This window comes from Oligella sp. HMSC05A10 (assembly GCF_001808335.1).
GTDB classification, from domain to species: domain Bacteria; phylum Pseudomonadota; class Gammaproteobacteria; order Burkholderiales; family Burkholderiaceae_B; genus Oligella; species Oligella urethralis.
In genome coordinates this window covers 48,188-66,981 of record NZ_KV792871.1, presented here as the reverse complement: position 1 = coordinate 66,981, position 18,794 = coordinate 48,188, and the positions used below count along the sequence as shown (strand labels likewise).

The 18,794-nt window shown below is 47.5% G+C and carries 18 protein-coding genes; 14 read left to right on the top strand and 4 right to left on the bottom strand.

The window, feature by feature from the left end; all coding sequences use genetic code 11:
- Window positions 1–121: 121 nt before the first annotated feature.
- The gene (locus tag HMPREF3144_RS03280) at window positions 122–436 is read right to left on the bottom strand and encodes a DMT family transporter (protein WP_018026976.1); all 315 of its coding nucleotides are present in this window, start codon (window positions 434–436) and stop codon (window positions 122–124) included.
- Window positions 433–819, bottom strand: coding sequence for a DMT family transporter (locus HMPREF3144_RS03275; protein ID WP_018026977.1), 387 nt, complete (start codon window positions 817–819; stop codon window positions 433–435). Before HMPREF3144_RS03275 ends, HMPREF3144_RS03280 begins: the two co-directional genes overlap by 4 nt.
- 692 nt (window positions 820–1,511) lie before the next feature.
- Between HMPREF3144_RS03275 and HMPREF3144_RS03270 the strand changes: the two genes are divergently transcribed.
- The 13 genes from HMPREF3144_RS03270 (at window position 1,512) to HMPREF3144_RS03210 (ending at window position 13,146) form a co-directional block, all read left to right on the top strand.
- Window positions 1,512–1,706: a periplasmic nitrate reductase, NapE protein gene (locus HMPREF3144_RS03270; protein ID WP_018026978.1), complete on the top strand. Its 195-nt coding sequence runs from the start codon at window positions 1,512–1,514 to the stop codon at window positions 1,704–1,706.
- 139 nt (window positions 1,707–1,845) lie between these two features.
- Complete coding sequence (gene torC, locus HMPREF3144_RS03265; RefSeq protein WP_246823848.1) at window positions 1,846–3,096, top strand: pentaheme c-type cytochrome TorC; 1,251 nt, start codon at window positions 1,846–1,848, stop codon at window positions 3,094–3,096.
- Between the two features lie 17 nt (window positions 3,097–3,113).
- Window positions 3,114–5,654, top strand: a complete 2,541-nt coding sequence (gene torA / locus HMPREF3144_RS03260; RefSeq protein ID WP_070476383.1) for a trimethylamine-N-oxide reductase TorA — start codon at window positions 3,114–3,116, stop codon at window positions 5,652–5,654.
- 179 nt (window positions 5,655–5,833) lie between these two features.
- Window positions 5,834–6,577 (top strand): molecular chaperone TorD, encoded by a 744-nt coding sequence (torD, locus tag HMPREF3144_RS03255; protein WP_246823846.1) that lies wholly within the window; start codon window positions 5,834–5,836, stop codon window positions 6,575–6,577.
- Between the two features lie 2 nt (window positions 6,578–6,579).
- A complete protein-coding gene (ccmA, locus tag HMPREF3144_RS03250; protein WP_070476377.1) occupies window positions 6,580–7,239 on the top strand; it encodes a heme ABC exporter ATP-binding protein CcmA in 660 nt (219 codons plus the stop codon).
- 19 nt (window positions 7,240–7,258) lie between these two features.
- On the top strand, window positions 7,259–7,906 hold the full coding sequence (locus HMPREF3144_RS03245; RefSeq protein ID WP_018026983.1) for a heme exporter protein CcmB: 648 nt from the start codon (window positions 7,259–7,261) through the stop codon (window positions 7,904–7,906).
- A gap of 4 nt (window positions 7,907–7,910) precedes the next feature.
- On the top strand, window positions 7,911–8,684 hold the full coding sequence (ccmC, locus tag HMPREF3144_RS03240; RefSeq protein ID WP_246823844.1) for a heme ABC transporter permease CcmC: 774 nt from the start codon (window positions 7,911–7,913) through the stop codon (window positions 8,682–8,684).
- A complete protein-coding gene (gene ccmD, locus HMPREF3144_RS03235; RefSeq protein ID WP_070476372.1) occupies window positions 8,684–8,872 on the top strand; it encodes a heme exporter protein CcmD in 189 nt (62 codons plus the stop codon). Before ccmC ends, ccmD begins: the two co-directional genes overlap by 1 nt.
- Window positions 8,865–9,341 (top strand): cytochrome c maturation protein CcmE, encoded by a 477-nt coding sequence (ccmE, locus tag HMPREF3144_RS03230; protein ID WP_018026986.1) that lies wholly within the window; start codon window positions 8,865–8,867, stop codon window positions 9,339–9,341. The genes ccmD and ccmE overlap by 8 nt, the downstream gene beginning before the upstream one ends.
- Complete coding sequence (locus HMPREF3144_RS03225; RefSeq protein WP_070476370.1) at window positions 9,338–11,293, top strand: heme lyase CcmF/NrfE family subunit; 1,956 nt, start codon at window positions 9,338–9,340, stop codon at window positions 11,291–11,293. The genes ccmE and HMPREF3144_RS03225 overlap by 4 nt, the downstream gene beginning before the upstream one ends.
- Before the next feature lie 2 nt (window positions 11,294–11,295).
- Window positions 11,296–11,838: a DsbE family thiol:disulfide interchange protein gene (locus tag HMPREF3144_RS03220; protein WP_070476368.1), complete on the top strand. Its 543-nt coding sequence runs from the start codon at window positions 11,296–11,298 to the stop codon at window positions 11,836–11,838.
- Window positions 11,839–11,854: 16 nt separating this feature from the next.
- Window positions 11,855–12,304 (top strand): cytochrome c-type biogenesis protein, encoded by a 450-nt coding sequence (locus HMPREF3144_RS03215; protein WP_036559959.1) that lies wholly within the window; start codon window positions 11,855–11,857, stop codon window positions 12,302–12,304.
- Window positions 12,304–13,146, top strand: a complete 843-nt coding sequence (locus tag HMPREF3144_RS03210) for a tetratricopeptide repeat protein (protein WP_070476366.1) — start codon at window positions 12,304–12,306, stop codon at window positions 13,144–13,146. The genes HMPREF3144_RS03215 and HMPREF3144_RS03210 overlap by 1 nt, the downstream gene beginning before the upstream one ends.
- 86 nt (window positions 13,147–13,232) lie before the next feature.
- Here HMPREF3144_RS03210 and gdhA read toward each other — a convergent pair whose 3' ends face one another.
- Window positions 13,233–14,585 carry an NADP-specific glutamate dehydrogenase gene (gdhA, locus tag HMPREF3144_RS03205; protein ID WP_018026991.1) on the bottom strand — a complete coding sequence of 451 codons (1,353 nt, stop codon included), beginning with the start codon at window positions 14,583–14,585 and terminating at the stop codon, window positions 13,233–13,235.
- A 121-nt stretch (window positions 14,586–14,706) separates the two neighbouring features.
- Window positions 14,707–18,372 carry an indolepyruvate ferredoxin oxidoreductase family protein gene (locus HMPREF3144_RS03200; protein WP_083290372.1) on the bottom strand — a complete coding sequence of 1,222 codons (3,666 nt, stop codon included), beginning with the start codon at window positions 18,370–18,372 and terminating at the stop codon, window positions 14,707–14,709.
- Window positions 18,373–18,559: 187 nt separating this feature from the next.
- Between HMPREF3144_RS03200 and HMPREF3144_RS03195 the strand changes: the two genes are divergently transcribed.
- On the top strand, window positions 18,560–18,778 hold the full coding sequence (locus HMPREF3144_RS03195; RefSeq protein WP_070469278.1) for a hypothetical protein: 219 nt from the start codon (window positions 18,560–18,562) through the stop codon (window positions 18,776–18,778).
- Window positions 18,779–18,794: the final 16 nt, after the last annotated feature.

Genomic DNA, 18,794 nt, shown 5'->3' with positions numbered 1-18,794 from the left:
GTACGTACGGTTCTGTGAGAGGGATGAGGTGCAAGCCTCACCCTACTCGATTTGTTCAGGGAGATTGGAAAAGCGCTTGGCTTGCAAAAAAACTAGTCAGCAGCCGCAGCCTCCATAGCCCCTAAATTTGCAGAATAATAATTCCCATCACAATGATCGCCACGCCAGTGATGCCTTGTCTGCCTAAGCGCGACTTAAAGAGGATGCGATCAATGGCGACGGTACCTAAAATACCCAAGCTGCCCCAAACAGCATAGGCGATGCCCAGAGGAATATAACGTACGACAAAACTCAGTAAAACAAAGGCCAAGATAATAAAGATAATACTGCCTGCGGCCCAGACTTTTTTCTTAAAGCCTTTGGAGCGTTTAACGCAATAATTGGCGAGGAGATCGAGCGTCACGGATCCTAATAATAAAGAGGCTGGAATAATCATAGCGCCACCTCCGTGCTTGTGGATTGTTCTGCTGACGGTTTTGCTTTACTAGCGCTTTCATCCGCTGTGCTATCAAAGGTGATAAGCATGAGTCCTAGCATCATTAAGCCAATGGCAATAATCTCTTTGAGATTAAGGTACTCGCCAAAGAGCATTATACCCGCCATGGTCGTTAAGCTTAAGCCCAAGCCCTCCCAAATGGCGTAAGAAACGGCCAGTGGAATGCGCACGACGGCACGGGAAAAGGCATAAAAGGAAAATGAAATCATGGCCACCATCAAGGGGTAACCAAGGAGCGGCGAACTTAGGGATGCATACTTCATGCCAATAGTACTAATTACCTCTGCCACGATTGCCAGAAATAACATGAGCCAATAATACATGTGAACCTCGTTTAGACGTCGCTTTTTGCTGTGATGGCACACGACATAAGCATCTTGTAATTGCAAGTACGTCTGAATTGTTAATTAGATGGTGTGTTAATAACGATTAAACACACAGGGGGAAGACAACTAAGAGGAAGGAAGTAACGCTATCGACCGCCGCGCCAGCCGATTTCGTAGAAATGGTGATGTTGAAGAAAGGGTGTAGAAAATTGAGGAACGATGCTTAAAAAAGACATAAAAAAGTTTCAGGAACCATTCGTGGTGGCAATTATAGCATGGATTCTATTCAAAGAAGGATGTCGCTGCTACATCGATGATTTCTGAAAACAATAAGCACTCCCTTAACTTAACACTAGCGCACATACGGCTTCTCTAAACTGGTGTATTCATTGATTTTGCTCAACGTTTGATAGTGAGTCTAGGGTTTAGAATACAATTGTTAGGGTTAGCCCTAGTCTTTTAATTGTCACGCAGTATTTCTCTTTACAAAAATCTGCCATTGTGATGTATTAGAACGATTAGCGATGGTTTTCGACACAAAATTATGTAGCGCCAATCTTAAGTCTGCTGTTGTATTTATTGACTTCATTGCGTCATTTGATTTGCTTACACTATAAACGGCTTTGTGTTATTGTGATTTTTCTGTTAGCCTACTTTTCGTTGTTGTTTGAAGTTTTTTGGAGTCCGCTATGAGTCAAACTCAATCTACCAATATCCAGGATCAAAAGACGCTTCAATCAGACGGCAAAAAAGTGTCAGAGTGGAAGCGCTTCTTATTAATGGGCTTTATCGTATTGCCTATTTTTACCTTGCTCCTCATCTGTGCTTATGGTTTTGCGGTTTGGTTCGGGCAAATGCTGTTTTGGGGGCCGCCTGGACCTTAAGCAGGAGTTTTTGTCGCCGTGTTAATGACGCTTGTGGAGATCATAGGCGGTGGTTTTCTATTGAGAGTAGATGGGCTCAAAGTTAAGGGGTTGACTCGTCTGCTTTGTCTTTGCACACATAATTAAGGGTAATTTAGCGATGAAAATTATCAAAGCTATATTTCGTGCGATCGCGAATCTATTTCGCTGGATTTACGACTGGTTTACGCGTCCAGCGCGTCGCATTGGTTTAGGATTGTTGGTCACCGGCGGTTTTATTGCTGGGATTGGATTTTGGGCCAGTTTTAATGCCGGCATGAATTACACCAACACCGAGGAATTCTGTATTTCCTGTCATACGATGGGTGATAACTTATTACCAGAGCTTCAAAAGACGGTGCACTGGAAGAATCGTACAGGGGTTCGTGCCTACTGTATGGATTGTCACGTACCACATAGCTTCACGGATAAAGTTGCACGTAAAATGCAGGCCTCACGTGAGGTCTTGAGCCACGTGGTGGGAACTATCGGTACCCGTGAAAAGTTTTTAGAGCACCGTCTCGTCTTGGCGCAACGTGAATGGGCACGTTTCAAGGCAAATAATTCCAAGGAATGTCGTAACTGCCATGACTACGACAGTATGGACTTTGACAAGATGAAGGTTACTTCGCAAATGATGATGCGTAGTGCAGCAGAGCGTAATGCCAGCTGTGTTGATTGTCACCGTGGTATTGCGCACGAATTGCCTGAGATCAGGGGTGCAGGTAACCCCGCCTTTGACTCCTTGTTATCTGAAGCCAGCCATGTGTCGGTCAAAGCGGGCGGTCATTATGTCTCCGTGGTACCACAAAAAATCTACGCAGATCAGACCTTAACTAAGGAAATCGGTTCTATTGAAGTCAGTACGCCAGTTAAGATCTTACAGAACGTTGATGGTGCCTTAGAAGTTGAATTGGATTTGTGGCGTAAAAATAAGGGTCTAGCGCGTGTTTGGTATAACAGCTTCGGTATGAACGTGACCAATGCCATTTTAAATCGTGGTGTTCTCAAGGATTCAGATTTTATTGAGGTACTTGAGTCACGCATGGATGAAATGACTGGCTTGGAATGGCAAAAAGTCAGTGCGAGTGTTTGGATTGAACCCGGTACCTTGTTAAACAGTGTGGAGCCGATTTGGGATATCGCACGTCATAGTTATGACAGCGCATGTAGTGTGTGTCACCGCCAGCCTCAACCTGCGTCTCATGATGCGAACCAATGGCCGGGCCTATTTGCCGGTATGGTTGGTTTCACCAATATGGATAGTGAGACAGCCGACGTGGTGCTTAAGTACTTACAGCTGAATTCTTCTGACTTTGCTACCGCGAGTCAATCAGCGCTTGAGGGTACGATTCAATCTGCGCGTCCATAGGGTTTAGGAGGATTTTTATGTTTACACGTCGTCAATTTATTAAGGGGTTGGCAGCCACTGCGGGTGTGGCTTCAGTTCCTAGTTTTTTACTCGGTTCTTCCATTGTTAAGGCACAAGAAAGCACGACCATGCCTGATGCCGAGTTGGGTCGTTGGCGCTTTTCTGGTGCTCACTGGGGGGCTTTCCGCGCCCGTGTGGTAGCTGACCGTGTGGTTGAAATTAAGCCTTTTGAGTTTGATAAGCACCCGACGCCTATTTTAGATGGCACCATGGATGTGATTTATAGTGCCTCGCGTGTGCGTTATCCGATGGTGCGCTTGGATTGGTATCGTAAGCGTCAACATAGCGATCGTAGTCAACGTGGTGATAATCGTTTTATTCGCGTCAGTTGGGATGAGGCGCTGGATCTGTTGTACGAAGAGCTAGAGCGCATTCAAACCCAATACGGTCCGTGGGCTTTACACATTGCTAACGTCGGTTGGCGTTCGGTAGGTCAGGTACATAGCTGTGGTAACCACATGTTGCGTGCGGTGGGTATGCATGGTCATGGTGTTGGTACTGCGGGTGACTATTCTACTGGGGCTGGGCAGATGATTATGCCCTATATTTTAGGTTCGACCGAGGTTTATTCTCAGGGTACCTCCTGGGATATTATCTTAGAAGAAACGGAGACCTTGATTTTCTGGGCTAGTGACCCGGTTAAGAATTTGCAAGTCGGTTGGAATACCGAAACACACGAGGCCTTTGCCTATTTTGAAAAGCTCAAAGCACGTATTGCCGAGGGCAAGATCAAGGTGATCACGGTTGACCCAGTCAAGAGTAAAACGCAAAATTACCTTGAGTGTGAGCAGCTCTATGTTAATCCAATGACAGATGTGGCTTTGATGTTGGCGATTGCGCACACCCTCTATACCGAGGAGCTGTATGACCGTCAGTTTATTGATGATTACGCCATGGGCTTTGACGACTTTACACCGTATCTGATGGGTAAAACCATTGATATGGTTGAAAAAACGCCAGAGTGGGCTGAAGCGATTTGTGGTGTGCCGGCTGAACGCATCCGTGAATTAGCACGTTTAATGGCCGGTAGTCGCACGCAATTGATGTTTGGTTGGGCTATTCAGCGTCAACAGCATGGTGAGCAACCATATTGGATGGGGGCGATTATTGCCACCATGCTGGGTCAGTTTGGTTTGCCGGGTGGCGGTATTAGTTACTCACACCACTATAGCTCGGTGGGGGTTAACTCCTCCGGTGCCTCAATGCCGGGTAGCTTCCCCTTAAACTTGGATACCGGACGTACGCCAAAGCATAATAGCACCGACTATAAGGGCTATAGTTCAGTGATTCCGGTGGCACGTGTAGTTGATGCCTTGTTGGAGCCTGGTAAAAAGATCAACTTTAATGGCAATGAGGTGACCTTGCCACCCTATAAAATGGCCGTTTTCTCCGGTAGTAACCAGTGGCACCGTCACCAGGATCGTAACCATATGAAGCGGGCCTATTTAGAGCTGGAGACAGTACTATCAGTAGACTATAACTGGACCGCTACATGTCGTTTTGCCGATATTGTGTTGCCGGCGTGTACCCCCTATGAGCGCAATGACTTAGATGCTTATGGTTCCTACTCGAACCGTGGGATTATTGCGATGCATAAATTGGTGGATCCTTTGTATCACTCCCGTTCCGACTTTGAAATTTGGCGTGATTTTGCCCGTCGTATGAATCGCGATATCGAATACAGTCGCAATATGGACGAGATGCAATGGGTGCGTTTCTTGTACGATGAGTGTCGTGCAGAAAATATGCGCAAAGATATCCCGATGCCGCCGTTTGAGGAGTTTTGGGAAACCGGCTATGTGCTGTTTCCAGAAGGGCCGAATTGGGTACGTCATGCCGCTTTCCGCGAGGATCCAGAGGTGAATGCCTTAGGGACACCGTCTGGCTACATTGAAATTTTTAGTCGTCGTATTGCGAGCTACGGTTATGAGGATTGCCCGGGCCATCCGATTTGGATGGAGAAAATCGAGCGTTCGCATGGGGGACCTGGTTCTGACAAGTATCCTTTATGGTTACAGTCGGTGCACCCGGATACGCGCTTGCACTCGCAAACGAATGAATCCGAAACGCGTCGTGCCGTCTATACGGTGCAAGGTCGAGAGCCAATCTATATGGGACCCGAAGATGCGATGGCGCGCGGTCTTAAGTCTGGTGATTTAGTACGGGTATTTAATGACCGTGGTCAATTGCTCGCCGGTTTGGTGGTGTCGCCTAACTTCCCTAAGGGTATTGTACGCATTCAAGAGGGGGCATGGTATGGTCCGACAGGGCCAGAAATCGGCGCCTTGGATACCTACGGTGACCCGAATACCTTGACCCTGGATATTGGCACCTCGCAGTTAGCGCAGGGACCAAGTGCCAATACTTGTTTGGTGGAAGTGGAGTTTTTCCGTGGCGAAGCGCCGCCAGTCACTTCTTTCGGTGGTCCGATTGAGGTCGATATCCAGGGTAACCCAGTGGAACGGCAGCCGGAGCCGGAAGAGGAGAAAGCGCTTTAAGCCTTGTCTTAGGGTGTGTAATGGCTCCTGCGTTGTCAGGAGCCATACAGGTCAAGTCTTTCGCTATTAGTACTTAATTACTAAAAGGCTGCACAAGTGGCGCAGCCTTTTGTGACTGAAGCATTCAATTACATTATCCGCTAACAACAGGCTGGATTTTCTATTTTTACGCTAAGCAAATGATGGATTTAGAGCTAGAACAACACTGGAAACAAATCAACCAACAACGCGCTGCTTTTTATGGCTGGTTTGCTGGCGCTTTTACGAGCGAGTTATCAAAACAGGCCTTTGCCTTTTATAGTAGTACTCAGCTAGATAGCTTATTGGCAGTGCTTGAGCATATTGGTTTCGAGCAGGAAGTGGCACGCTTGCAAGCTTTTACCTCAACACTTGAGGGAACAGAGGATGAGCGCATTGAGCTAATGGCGGATTTTGCCTCCTGCTTTTTGTTGGATAGTCGTCAATCCGCCTTACCCTATGCTTCCTATTATTTGAGTGAAGAAAAGTTGCTTTACGGCGAAGCCAATCAGCGCATGAGTGATTTTTTACAAGGGAATCAGTTGCAGTTGCACGAGGATTTCAGGGAACCGGCTGATCATTTAGTGGTTTATTTGGCGGTGATGGCGGATTGGTGTAGCGAGGCGGCCGAGTTAAACGATCCGCACGAGATTGAACGTCAGGTCAATGAGCAGTATGAATTCCTCAGCGAGGCCTTGCTTTCTTGGTTGCCGCAGTGGGCAGAGCGGCTCGAACAAATTCCACATTTGCGTTATACCTTTTATCCTGCCATGGGTCAGTTACTCTTAAGCTATGTGCGTGCTGATGCCCAAGCCATGCGTTATGAGCCTGCGAATGAGCAAGCGCTGACTGAAGACGATACAGCAGTTTCAGCCTCCCCGAGTCACAAGCAGACCCTCCACTAATCGTGGCAAAGGCATTATTAAAGGCACAAGACCTGAGTCTTAGGCGCCGAGACCGATTGCTTTTTGAGCAGCTATGCTTTGAGATTTACCCGTCGCAGCTGTGGCATCTACGTGGCCCGAACGGTAGTGGTAAAAGCTCCTTATTGGATGTTTTAGTCGGTTTAACAAGCGCTGATAGCGGTGAGGTGCTTTGGTATGAAGCAGGCGCTCAAGCGTCCCGGGACGGTGGTTTTGCTCCGGCTATCGCAAGGCGCCGTGCGTGCTTTCACTATTGCCGTCAACAAACGGCGGTGAATCTGAGGTTGAGCGTGCGTGAGAATATCGAGCGACAAGCCCTGTGGGCTAATAGTCGCTTCTCGACAGCACAACTTTTGACGTGGGCTGAGGAAGTGGAGCTGTTAGCACTGTTAGATGAGCCGGCTGCCTTCTTATCCCAAGGTCAAAAAAAGCAAATCGCCTTAGCGCGACTGCGTTTATTTGGACAACGGGCTTTGTGGCTTCTAGATGAGCCGTTTAATTCCCTGGATCAGCTAGCGGTTGAGCGTCTTGAACATTGGATAGCTGAGCATATCGCTACCGGTGGGGCGGTCATCTTGGTGAGTCACACCGAGCAATGTCAGACCTTGCCGGTGCATACATTGCAGTTATCGGGCACGGTATGAGAGAGGGAGTAGCGGCGTGATGTTGTTTTTATCATTGACTGCGCATGAAGTGCGATTGATGCTCAAAAATCGTTCAGCGATATACCGAAGCGTTTTCTTTTTGTTATTGGTAGCAGCCTTATTTCCTTTAGCCATCAGTGGCGAGCCGGCGTTTTTGCGACAAATCGGCTTAGGCGTGATGATGATTGCAGCTTTATTAGCTAATTTATTATCACTTTCACTGATCTTTGAGGACGATTTTCAAGATGGTAATTTAGCGCAAATGTTGTTGTCGCCGATTGATGCGGTTTACTTTATTTATAGTAAGATGCTTGCGCACTGGTTGTGCATCTGCGTGCCTTTATTACTCGGGGCCTTGTTATTAGCGCTACAGTATCATTTTGAGTTTGAACAATTTGTTCTGGTGTTGCCCTTATTGTGCTTTTTTAGCTTGATTCTCACAGCGATCGGTACCTTAGCGGCGGCGTTGACGGTGGGTTTATCGCAAAGTTTATTGCCCGCCTTGTTGTATATTCCGCTGTGTGTTCCTGCGCTGATTTTTGCGGCAGGGGCCTTAGATGAGCAGAATTATTTAGCCCACTTGCAATTATTAATCGCTTGCGCTTTATTTTCTTGGTTATTTTTCCCATGGGCATCGCGTTTTGCGCTTAAAACTACCTATGAATAAACACATGAGCTCTTTCAATCAATCCTCAGCTCAACCGAGCACTTGGCGTCGTTTTGCCAGTCCTCTGTACTTTGAGCGCTTTGCTAAACGTGGCGCAGTCGTGGCTTGGAGCATTGCCATCGTGCTTGGTCTCATTGGTTGTGTTTACGGCTTTTTATTTGCGCCCTTAGATGCAGTACAGGGTAATAGCTATCGAATCATGTTTCTGCATGTGCCCAGCAGTTGGATGGCAATGATTATTTATGTGGCGATGGCTTTTTGGTCCATTATTTATTTGGTTTGGCGCACCCATACTTCCATTTTATTGGTGCGCGCTATGGCACCTACAGGGGCCTTGATGTGCTTATTGTCGTTGCTGAGTGGGGCCATTTGGGGTAAACCAACGTGGGGTACTTATTGGGTCTGGGATGCGCGCTTAACCGCCATGTTATTGTTATTGTTTCTGTATTTGGGTTTAATTGCTTTGTTGCAAAGTATTCGTAGCGAGCAAAGAGCGAACTTAGTGGCTGCGCTGTGGTCTATTGTTGGGGTCGTGAATGTGCCGATCATTTATTTTTCCGTCATTTGGTGGAATACCTTACATCAAGGCGCCAGTATCACCATGAGCCGTGGCATTTCGATTCATCCCGATATGTTATATGCCTTGCTTTTTATGAGCTTTGCGGCGTGGGCCTATGCGATTGGTATGATTTTGGCGCGTGCGCGTTGGCTGCTCTTAAATAAATATGTCCATAGCGATTGGGCACAGCAAATCATCTTGGCGAAGGAGGGTCATTAATGCACTGGCAATCCGTCAATGAGTTTTTAACCATGGGTGGTCATGGGGTATATGTCTGGTCTGTTGTTTTATTGTGCGCGTTGATGCTAGTCGTCGAGGGGCTGTCCCTGAGGCAATTAAAGCAGAAAACACGGAAGCGTGTTCGTAGAATTCAGCGCTTAGCTTCAAAAAAGGTGTTCAATGAATAAGCGACAAAAGCGATTGCTTTGGGTGTTGGTATTTGTGCTTGGTTTAATTGCTTGTACTGTTTTAGTGGTTAATGCCTTACGCAATAATATGGTGTTCTTTCACACGCCTAGCGAGGTGCGGGCGCACAAAGTCGCCCCCCATCAGTACGTGCGTGTCGGTGGTTTAGTAAGACCAGGCAGTTTAGTCAAGCACAAGGACTCGGTACAAATTGACTTCGAGTTGGTTGATGATGGCGATGCGATTCCAGTCAGCTATGAGGGTTTATTGCCAGATCTCTTTGGTGAGGGGCAGGGGGCAGTGCTTGAAGGAGAGTGGAATGGTGAGCGATTTATCGCTCAACGGGTGTTTGCTAAGCACGATGAAAACTACATGCCTCCTGAGGTAGAAAAAGCTGCCTCCACGATGCATCAGCAATATACTGGTGGTGCGCTCCCGCTTGAGGGATCTAAGGCAGGGGAGACGCAATGATTTGGGTGAATTTAGGTAGCTTTGCCTTATTGCTAGGATTCATGTTTTCATTGTTTGCCGCTGTTGCTGCCTTTTATGCGGCAGCGAAGCGACAGGCGCTGATACCCTTGGTTAGACTAAGTGGCAATCTCACTAATTTACTGGTCCTAATCGCCTTTATTGCCCTCATCATTGTGCTGTTGAATGATCTGTTTTATGTGCGCTATGTGGCTCAGCATTCGAATAGTCAATTGCCTGTGTTTTATAAAATCTCAGCGGCTTGGGGTGGCCATGAGGGGTCGCTCTTATTCTGGGCGCTGCTTTTAGGTATTTGGAATCAAGTGTTTTTGCGTTGGGCCAGGGCTTTATCAGCAAGCATGGCACTGAATGCATTGGGCGTGTTGAGCGCAGTGATGAGCGGTTTTTTGCTGTTTATTTTGGCCGGTTCCAGTCCCTTTGAGTTAATTGAACCCGCACCACCTGAGGGGGCTGATTTAAATCCTTTATTGCAAGATATCGGTTTGGTTATCCATCCGCCCTTTTTATATCTGGGCTATGTGGGTACAACCCATGTCTTTGCCTTATCCTTAGCCGCTTTAATTAGCGGTGATGCGGGAAGAGCTTGGGCAGCCAGTTGTCGTCCGTGGGCATTGGCGGCTTGGGGCTTTTTATCGATTGGGATTTTAATCGGCAGTATGTGGGCCTATTATGAACTAGGCTGGGGTGGTTGGTGGTTCTGGGACCCAGTGGAAAATGCCTCCTTAATGCCCTGGTTTTGTTTGACCGCATTGATTCATTGCTTGTTGGTGGCAGAAAAACGGCAGGTATTCCGCCATTGGAGCATTTTATTAAGCATTGCCTCCTTTGCCTTGGCTTTATTGGGTACTTTTTTAGTGCGTTCAGGTGTGTTAACCTCGGTGCATGCCTTTGCTAGCGATGCGACTCGCGGGGTCGCTATTTTAATCTTCTTATGTGTGGTGATAGGTGCGGCTTTAACACTGTATGCTTGGCGTGCTCCGAAACTACAGGAAAATGCACAAGGTTTTGCCTTATTTTCGCGCGAGTCGTTATTGCTGCTGAATAATGTGTTGCTGGTGGTCTCCTGTGTCAGCGTGATGGTGGGCACTTTATTTCCACTTCTTACCGAAGCTTTTCAACTTGGTCAGTTCTCGGTAGGCGCACCGTATTTTGAGTCGGTGCTTGCACCCTTGTGGTTATTGCTGTTATTGCTGATACCGCTGGCTATTTTTGCTCGTTGGAAGTATGACAGCGTTGTACGTATGTCTAGGGATTTAATTATTCCGCTAGTACCAGCCAGCTGCATTGGTATGAGCATGCCAATGTGGTGGGAGGATTTTTCTTGGTGGCTAGGTCTAGGTTTTACAGCGGCCTGGTGGGTTGCTTTTGCCTCAATTTATTTGCTAATTGATCGGATGCGACGGAACCAGCAACCACTGTGGAAGTTGCCGTTACATTTTATAGGCATGAATTTAGGGCATTTAGGCTTGGCAATTTTTGTGATCGGCGCCTTAGCAGCTAAAAACTATGCCGTTGAATATAATCGGGTGATTTATCCGCGTCAAAGCCTGCAGATCGAGCGCTATGAGATTCGCTTTATGCACCTAGAGGGTAAGGTCGGCCCTAATTTTGATTCGCTCATCGGACATTTTGAGGTGTGGGAAGATGATAAGCTATTGGCACGCCTACGACCGGAGAAACGGCAGTATTTTTCCGGTGGCGAACCGACCACAGAAACGTCGATTAATCGGGGTGTATTCCGTGATTTATATATGAGTTTGGGCGAGATGCAAGGCACGGATTTTGAAACTAGTCCTTGGACCATTCGTTTTTATTATAAGCCTTTAATGAATTGGGTCTGGGCTGGATTTATGATGATGGCCTTAGCCGCTTTACTGTCCTTTAAAGGACTACGACGTCCAAAGATGAACACGCAGCGACAACCAACGGAGTAAGTATGTGGCTTAAACGTTTTTGGCCCTTATTGTTATTGGGCGCCCTAGTACTGTTATTGGCGATAGGCTTGGGTAGGGAGCAAAAGCCGCTGTCATCGGCCTTGGTCGGTAAGGCGATGCCGGCATTTAATTTACCGTCGTTGAAAAATCAAAATCAACGCTATGATCAAGCCTTATTTCGTGGACAGGTTTTTGTGTTGAATGTGTGGGCATCTTGGTGTGAGGCGTGTCAATACGAGCATAAAATTTTTGTTGAACAGCCATTACCCGAGAATGTGGCCTTGGTGGGTTTGAATTATAAGGATCAAAGTGGCCCAGCCTTACGTTGGTTGCGTGACTGGGGTGATCCTTATCGTCTTAGCTTACAAGATGAACAGGGTCGTTTGGGCTTGGATTTGGGTGTTTATGGTGTGCCTGAAACCTTTGTGATTAATGAGCGTGGCATCATTACACATCGTCATGTGGGTGCTTTGGATGAAGAGAGTTGGACGCAGGATTTGTTACCAGCGGTACGGCGTGCCTTAGCGCAACAGCAGGCAGATTAATTGTTGTCATTTTGATATGAAAAAATTATTTAATCATAAATTATTAAGCCTCCTTTTTGCGGCTGTTTTGAGTTTAATGAACCTAACTGCGCAGGCTCAGGATGGCATGGCATCAATCACCTTAAGTCCGGAACTGGAGCAACGTGAGCATCAGTTGGCGAAGAATTTACGTTGTTTAGTCTGTCAAAATCAATCCATCGCAGATTCGGGCGCGGGGCTGGCCGATGATCTGAAGGCAGAGATTCGCTTACAGCTTAGCTTAGGCAAAAGCGATGAGGAGATCGTGCAGCATATGGTTGAGCGTTATGGTGAATTTATTAATTACAAACCCGCCTTTAATAGCACTACTTTTTTATTATGGGTGGGCCCTGCTCTGGTGTTAGGCCTTATGTTAGTGCTTTTAATCAGAACCATCCGTCAACAGGGTAAGGGTTTAAATATGCGAGATTCGGAGTCAGCAGAATAATGAATAGTTCTTATTGGATTATTGTCGGCGTCATTTTAGCGCTGCTTATTTGTAGTGTATTGTTTTTGCGTTTGCGACCTAAAGAAAGTGGTCGTAGTTGGTATTTGGGCTTTTTAGTGATCCCCTTGATAGCTGGTGGGGTATTTTACTTTCTTTATCTTAAGGATCAACGGGATCCGGTGGCCACTTTTGAGCGAACGGGTAATGTTGCGCAGTTTATTGATGCGGTGTCCTTGTTAGAACAGCGCGTGGAGGCCAATCCTGAAGACTACAAGGGGCAGTTGATGTTAGCGCATAGCTATCGGGCAATGGGTCGTTACGAGGAGTCTGTCGCTCGTTTTGGTAAGGCTTGGCCCTTAATCGAAAAGGATCCGAATAATTTGGCCCTGTTTGCCGGGGCCCTAGCCATTTACCGCGGTGGCTTTGAAGGTAAGCCATTGGAGTTGATCGGTCAGGCATTGGCGTTAGAGGCGGATAATCCCGATGCCTTGATGCTCTTAGGTGGGGCCATGTTCCAGCAGGGTAATTACGTTGAAGCGATCAAAAGTTGGGAGCGATTATTAGCCGATAAAAGCATCCAAGAAGAAGATAAAATCTGGATTAAAGAGCAGCTTGAGGAAGCCAAATTAGCCGCTAGTGATCCGGAAGCCTATGCTGAATTAATCAAACAGCGTGAGGCGGATATATTTGGTGCGGGTGGGGGCCATCCGAGTGGTGCCATGGGCAGCATGATGTCGGAGCCCGTGATGGGTTCGCCTGCGAGTGGGGCTCACCCCAGCTCAGGTTCAGGGCATCCTGATTTTATGTTAGGCGCCCCAGCCAGCGGCGTTAAGCCGCATTAATTGAGTCTTGAATCAAACGATAAGCGCTGCCTCTGATGGTTCAGGGCAGCGCTTTTGAGATTGCCGAAGTCAGCTAAGCACTCCGATTAATACACGCCTTGTTCAATCATGGCATCGGCCACTTTGCGGAAGCCGGCAATATTAGCACCCAAGACCAAGTTATGTGGTTCACCGAACTCCTCAGCGGTATTAGCGCATTGGCGGTAAATATTTTCCATAATGATCCGTAGACGGTGATCAACCTCTTCAAAAGTCCATTGTTGCATACTTGCGTTTTGTGCCATTTCCAGTTGGCTGGTGGCGACACCGCCGGCATTAGCCGCCTTACCTGGACCGTAAAGGATTTTTGCCTGTAAGAATTTATGCACCGCTTCAGGCGTGCTTGGCATATTGGCGCCCTCTGAAACCAAGATACAGCCATTGGCTAAGAGTGTTTCTGCATCATGCTCATTAAGCTCATTTTGCGTTGCGCAAGGAAAGGCTAATTCACAAGGTACTGACCACACTGGATTTCGACCTTCTGGATAGTCCTCAACAGGTGTATACACAGCATCTGGACGGTATTTAAGATAGCTTTCTAGGCTCTCATTGGCCCCCTCTTTGAGACGTTTAAGCGTATTTAGGTTGATACCGTGCTTATCCCAGATAAAGCCTCTGGAATCACTACATGTCACTGGAATGGCGCCTAATTGTTGCAGCTTTTCAATGGTGTAAATGGCTACGTTACCGGCACCGGAAACGGTACAGATGCGACCTTCTAAGTCCTTATTATGGGCTTTGAGCATGTTTTGCGCAAAATAAACGCAGCCATAGCCCGTGGCCTCGGTGCGTGCTAAGGAACCACCCCAAAGCGGGCGCTTACCGGTAAGTACACCCTCGTAGTGACCGGTGAGACGCTTATACTGACCAAACATATAGCCGATTTCGCGTGAGCCTACACCAATATCACCCGCAGGCACATCAATGGTCGCACCGATATGGCGATAAAGCTCTGTCATAAAGGCCTGGCAGAAACGCATAATTTCAGCAGGGGATTTATCTTTGGGGTCAAAGTCTGCACCCCCTTTGGCGCCACCAATGGCTAAACCAGTGAGTGCATTTTTGAAAATTTGTTCGAAGCCTAAAAACTTAATCACACTGGAGCACACGCTAGGGTGGAAGCGAAGACCGCCCTTGTACGGGCCTAAGGCTGAGTTGGACTGCACACGAAAGCCGCGGTTAACGCGAACCCGACCCCTATCATCAGTCCAAGCAATACGGAAAACGATTTGTCGCTCCGGCTCAACAATGCGCTCTAAAATGCCATTATCTTCGTATTTTGACTCACGAGCAAATAAAGGTTCTAAGGACTCCAGAACCTCGTGTACCGCTTGTGTGAACTCTGGTTCATGCGGGTTAATTTTGTGAAATCGAGTGAAAGTATTTTCTAAATAGCTCATGATAGTGATAGGAAAATAGATTAAAAGGCCATGGATAAAGATAGATAAAATGCATCTATATCTATCCTTATCCAACGATCCATTTTCCTATTTTAAGCTACTTTTGTGCAAGTAAAATGGCTTATGCGGCTAAATTTCTCCCGGAAATTAATTGTTTTAGCAACGTCTCGCGTTTTTGCTCCATTGCCTCAACCGATTTCTCCTTGATGTGACCATAACCGCGAATATCATCCGGATAATTGGCTAATTCCAAGGCTAGGTCATAGTTATTCTCATTGAGTGATAATTTGAGTTGATCTAGCATGGTCAAATAATCCGTGATCAGTCGACGCTCTAAGACCCGATCCGGGTGTCTACCAAAGGGGTCAAAGGCGGTACCGCGGAGGAACTTCAGTTTGCTCAGCACCTTAAAGAGGGTAAAGATATAGGGGCCGAACTTTTTCTTACGCGGCGCACCCTCACCATCTTTAAGCTTTAAGCTTGGGGGCGAGAGATGTACATAAAGCTGATAGTCTTTACCAGGCTCGCCCTCAAACTGACGTCTTAAGCGCTCAAAGAACTCTGGTCTTAAGTAGAGCCTAGCCACCTCGTACTCATCCTTATAAGCCATCAGCTTATGCAGATTACGCGCCACCGTTTGTGTCAGACGGCGGGCGTGCTTACCAGCAACACGCTGTTCTACCTCACGCACGGCAGCCACCGCCTGCGTAAAGCGATCGGCATAGGCTTGGTTTTGATAGTCCACTAAACGCTTAGTTAAACGCTCAATTAAACCATCTAAGTTTTCCGCAAAGTGAATGGCTTGGGTCGAGCGGCCTTGCTCATCTGTATTGTTCAGCTGTGCCTCAGCTGCTGCCGGTACAACTGAATCGGTGCCGTGAACCGCTAGATGACGGCCCCATTCAAAGGCCTCTTTATTTTTATCCACGGCGACATTATTCAGCTCAAAGGCACGCATAATGCTTTCGTAATGAAGCGGGATTTTGCCATGTTGCCAAGCAAAGCCCATCAAGAGTGGGTTGGCGTAGATGGTGTCGCCTAATAGCTTGAGGGCCATACGATTGGCGTCAAAGAACAGCACATTATCTTCACCGAGGACATCTTGGATATCATGCTCTGTGATTTTGCTTGGATAACGCCATTTGCGGTTGGCAATAATTTCTGCGGTTGGCGTTTTAGCCTGGTTAATTGCACCCCAGGTGCGTCCTTTTTGTGCTTTGGAGGTAATTTCCTTAGAGGCTGCAACCAAGGAATCGCAACCTAAAATCACATCTGCCTCACCAATACCAATCCGTGTGGCATAGAGATCTGCGGGTTGTTCACCGATTTGTACGTGACTGATCACCGCCCCGCCTTTTTGGGCAAGACCGGTAATATCCAACACATGTACGCCTTTACACTCTAAATGCGCCGCCATGCCTAAAATCGCACCCACTGTTACTACGCCAGTGCCACCCACGCCGGGTACTAGAATATTGAAAGCACGGTCAATGGCCGGTAGTTGTGGTGCGGGCAGGTTTTTATCAAGGCTAGGCAGACTGGTGCCGTCAACCTTGGGCTTAATCATTTGTGCACCCTCAGCGGTGACAAAGCTTGGGCAGAAACCCTTCAAACACGAGAAATCCTTATTACAGCTCGATTGATTAATCTGACGCTTGGTACCGAGCGGTGTTTCATAGGGCTCAACCGATAAACAGTGCGATTTTACACTGCAATCACCGCAGCCCTCACAAACCTCATCATTAATAAAGACACGGCGCACCGGATCCGGGTAGGTGCCACGCTTACGGCGGCGACGCTTTTCGGTGGCACAGGTCTGGTCGTAGATGATAATGGTGGTACCAGGCGTGCTGCGCATTTCTTCCATGACCGCATCGTAATCATCACGGTGACGAATTTCTGGGTTATTAACTAATGAAACGCCTTTGTATTTTTCAGGCTCGTCCGTGACAATCACCACCTTTTTTACCCCTTCGGCAACCAAGCTGGCATTAATCATGGGGACCGTCAGGGTGCCGTCGACTGGCTGTCCACCCGTCATGGCAACAGCGTCATTGTATAGAATCCGGTAGGTGATATTAGCCTTGGCGGCGATGGCGGCACGAATGGCCAGAATGCCTGAGTGGAAGTAAGTACCATCGCCGAGATTAGCAAAGATGTGCTTGGTATTAGTAAAGTGCTGTTGACCAATCCAAGTCACGCCTTCACCACCCATTTGGGTAAAGGTGTCGGTATTACGATCCATCCAGATGGTCATATAGTGGCACCCAATGCCCGCAACGGCACGGGAGCCTTCAGGTACCCGAGTTGAGGTGTTGTGCGGACAGCCAGAGCAGAACCAAGGCTTGCGCTCGCTCACCACAGAGATACGAGCCGCATCCTTTTCCTTGGCGCGGATAATGGCAATGCGTGCCTCAATGGTGGCACGGATTTCTGCCGGTATCTCACGCTTTAATAGACGTTGAGCAATGGCTTTGGCAATAATGGCTGGCGATAATTCGGCATTTGGCGGTAGTAACCAAGGCCCACGCGGTACCGACCATTCACCGCCACCGCCGTCCTTGGCATCATACTTACCATAGACCTCAGGACGTACATCATCACGCCAGTTATAGAGCTCCTCCTTAATGGCATACTCCATAATTTGACGTTTTTCTTCAACGACTAAAATCTCATCTAAACCCGTCGCAAACTCGCGCGCCCCTTGTGCCTCTAGGGGCCAGACACAGCCTACCTTATAGAGACGAATACCAAGGGTGGTACAATTTTTTTCGTCTAAACCTAGGTCAATTAAGGCCTGACGCACATCCAGGTAGGCCTTGCCGGCGGTCATAATGCCGAATTTAGCATTAGGTGAATCAAACACAATACGGTCAATTTTATTGGCACGTACATAGGCAAGGGCTGCGTACCAACGGTAGTTATTTAGACGCTCTTCTTGTGCTAATGGTGTATCAGGCCAGCGGATATTTAAACCGTCTGCTGGTAATTCAAAATCCTCAGGATAAATTGGCTGTACTCGATTTACATCAATGTCAACGGAAGCACTGGACTCCACCACATCGGTGACGCACTTCATGCTCACCCATAGACCGGAATAACGGCTCATGGCCCAGCCGTGAATACCGTAGTCTAAATACTCCTGTACGCTAGAAGGGTAGAGGACCGGGATGCCGGCTGCTTGTAAGATATGCTCCGATTGGTAAGCGACGGTGGAGGATTTAGCACCATGGTCATCACCGGCAATTAATAACACGCCACCATGCTTGCCCGTACCGGCGTTATTCGCATGCTTAAACACATCCATGGAGCGGTCTAAGCCGGGCCCCTTACCATACCACATCGCAAATACGCCTTCGCGTGTTGCTTCGGGGAATAAATTTAATTGCTGCGTGCCCCAAACACTGGTGGCTGCTAAGTCTTCATTAAGCCCTGGCTGGAACACAATATCATGCGCTTCGAGGTGCTTTTTAGCAGACCATAGCGCTAAGTCAACATTGCCTAAGGGTGAGCCGCGATAACCGGAAATAAAACCGGCGGTGTTAAGGCCGTCTTGCTCATCTCGCAGCTTTTGAATCAGGGGAAGTCTGACCAAGGCCTGGGTACCATTCATAAAGACACGCCCTGAACGTGCGGTGTACTTGGTATCTAAGGTAATTTCCTCGTGGCCGGGTGCTAACTGGCAGCTCAAGGCAGCACTATCTACCTTGTCTTGAGCTGTGTCTGTCTCTTGTATGTCTACCGTGGAGGTAGCATCATCAAACGGATTATGAATTGCTTTATTCATCCGTAGGGTCTCCTAAAACTGATCTACGCAAAATGGGTAAAATTGCGTTTATAATCTTTGCCATCTTGTGAATGGTCGTCCCATATTATGCGTGATTCAAAAGATTTTTTTTATTAGGGTTAAGCCGAAAACTTCTATATGAGTAACAATTTGTTGTTTACTTGATTTAAAAAGAGATGGGTTAGGGATGAGTAAGTTGAAGCGCCAAGTGGTGAGCTTTTTTGCTTGGGTTAGTCGTCGTTGGATTCTTTGTGTGCTGTTATTAACGGTGGTGTTTTGGATTCTCAGTCAAAACATTTTGATAGGCTTTATGGGCGCCTTTTTATTGGTATTGTTACTGCTAATGATTCATGCCTTGATTCAACTAAGCCGGTCAAATCACAAGGGTCCTGGAGAGTCATCATAAGTAGCAAAAAGCTCCG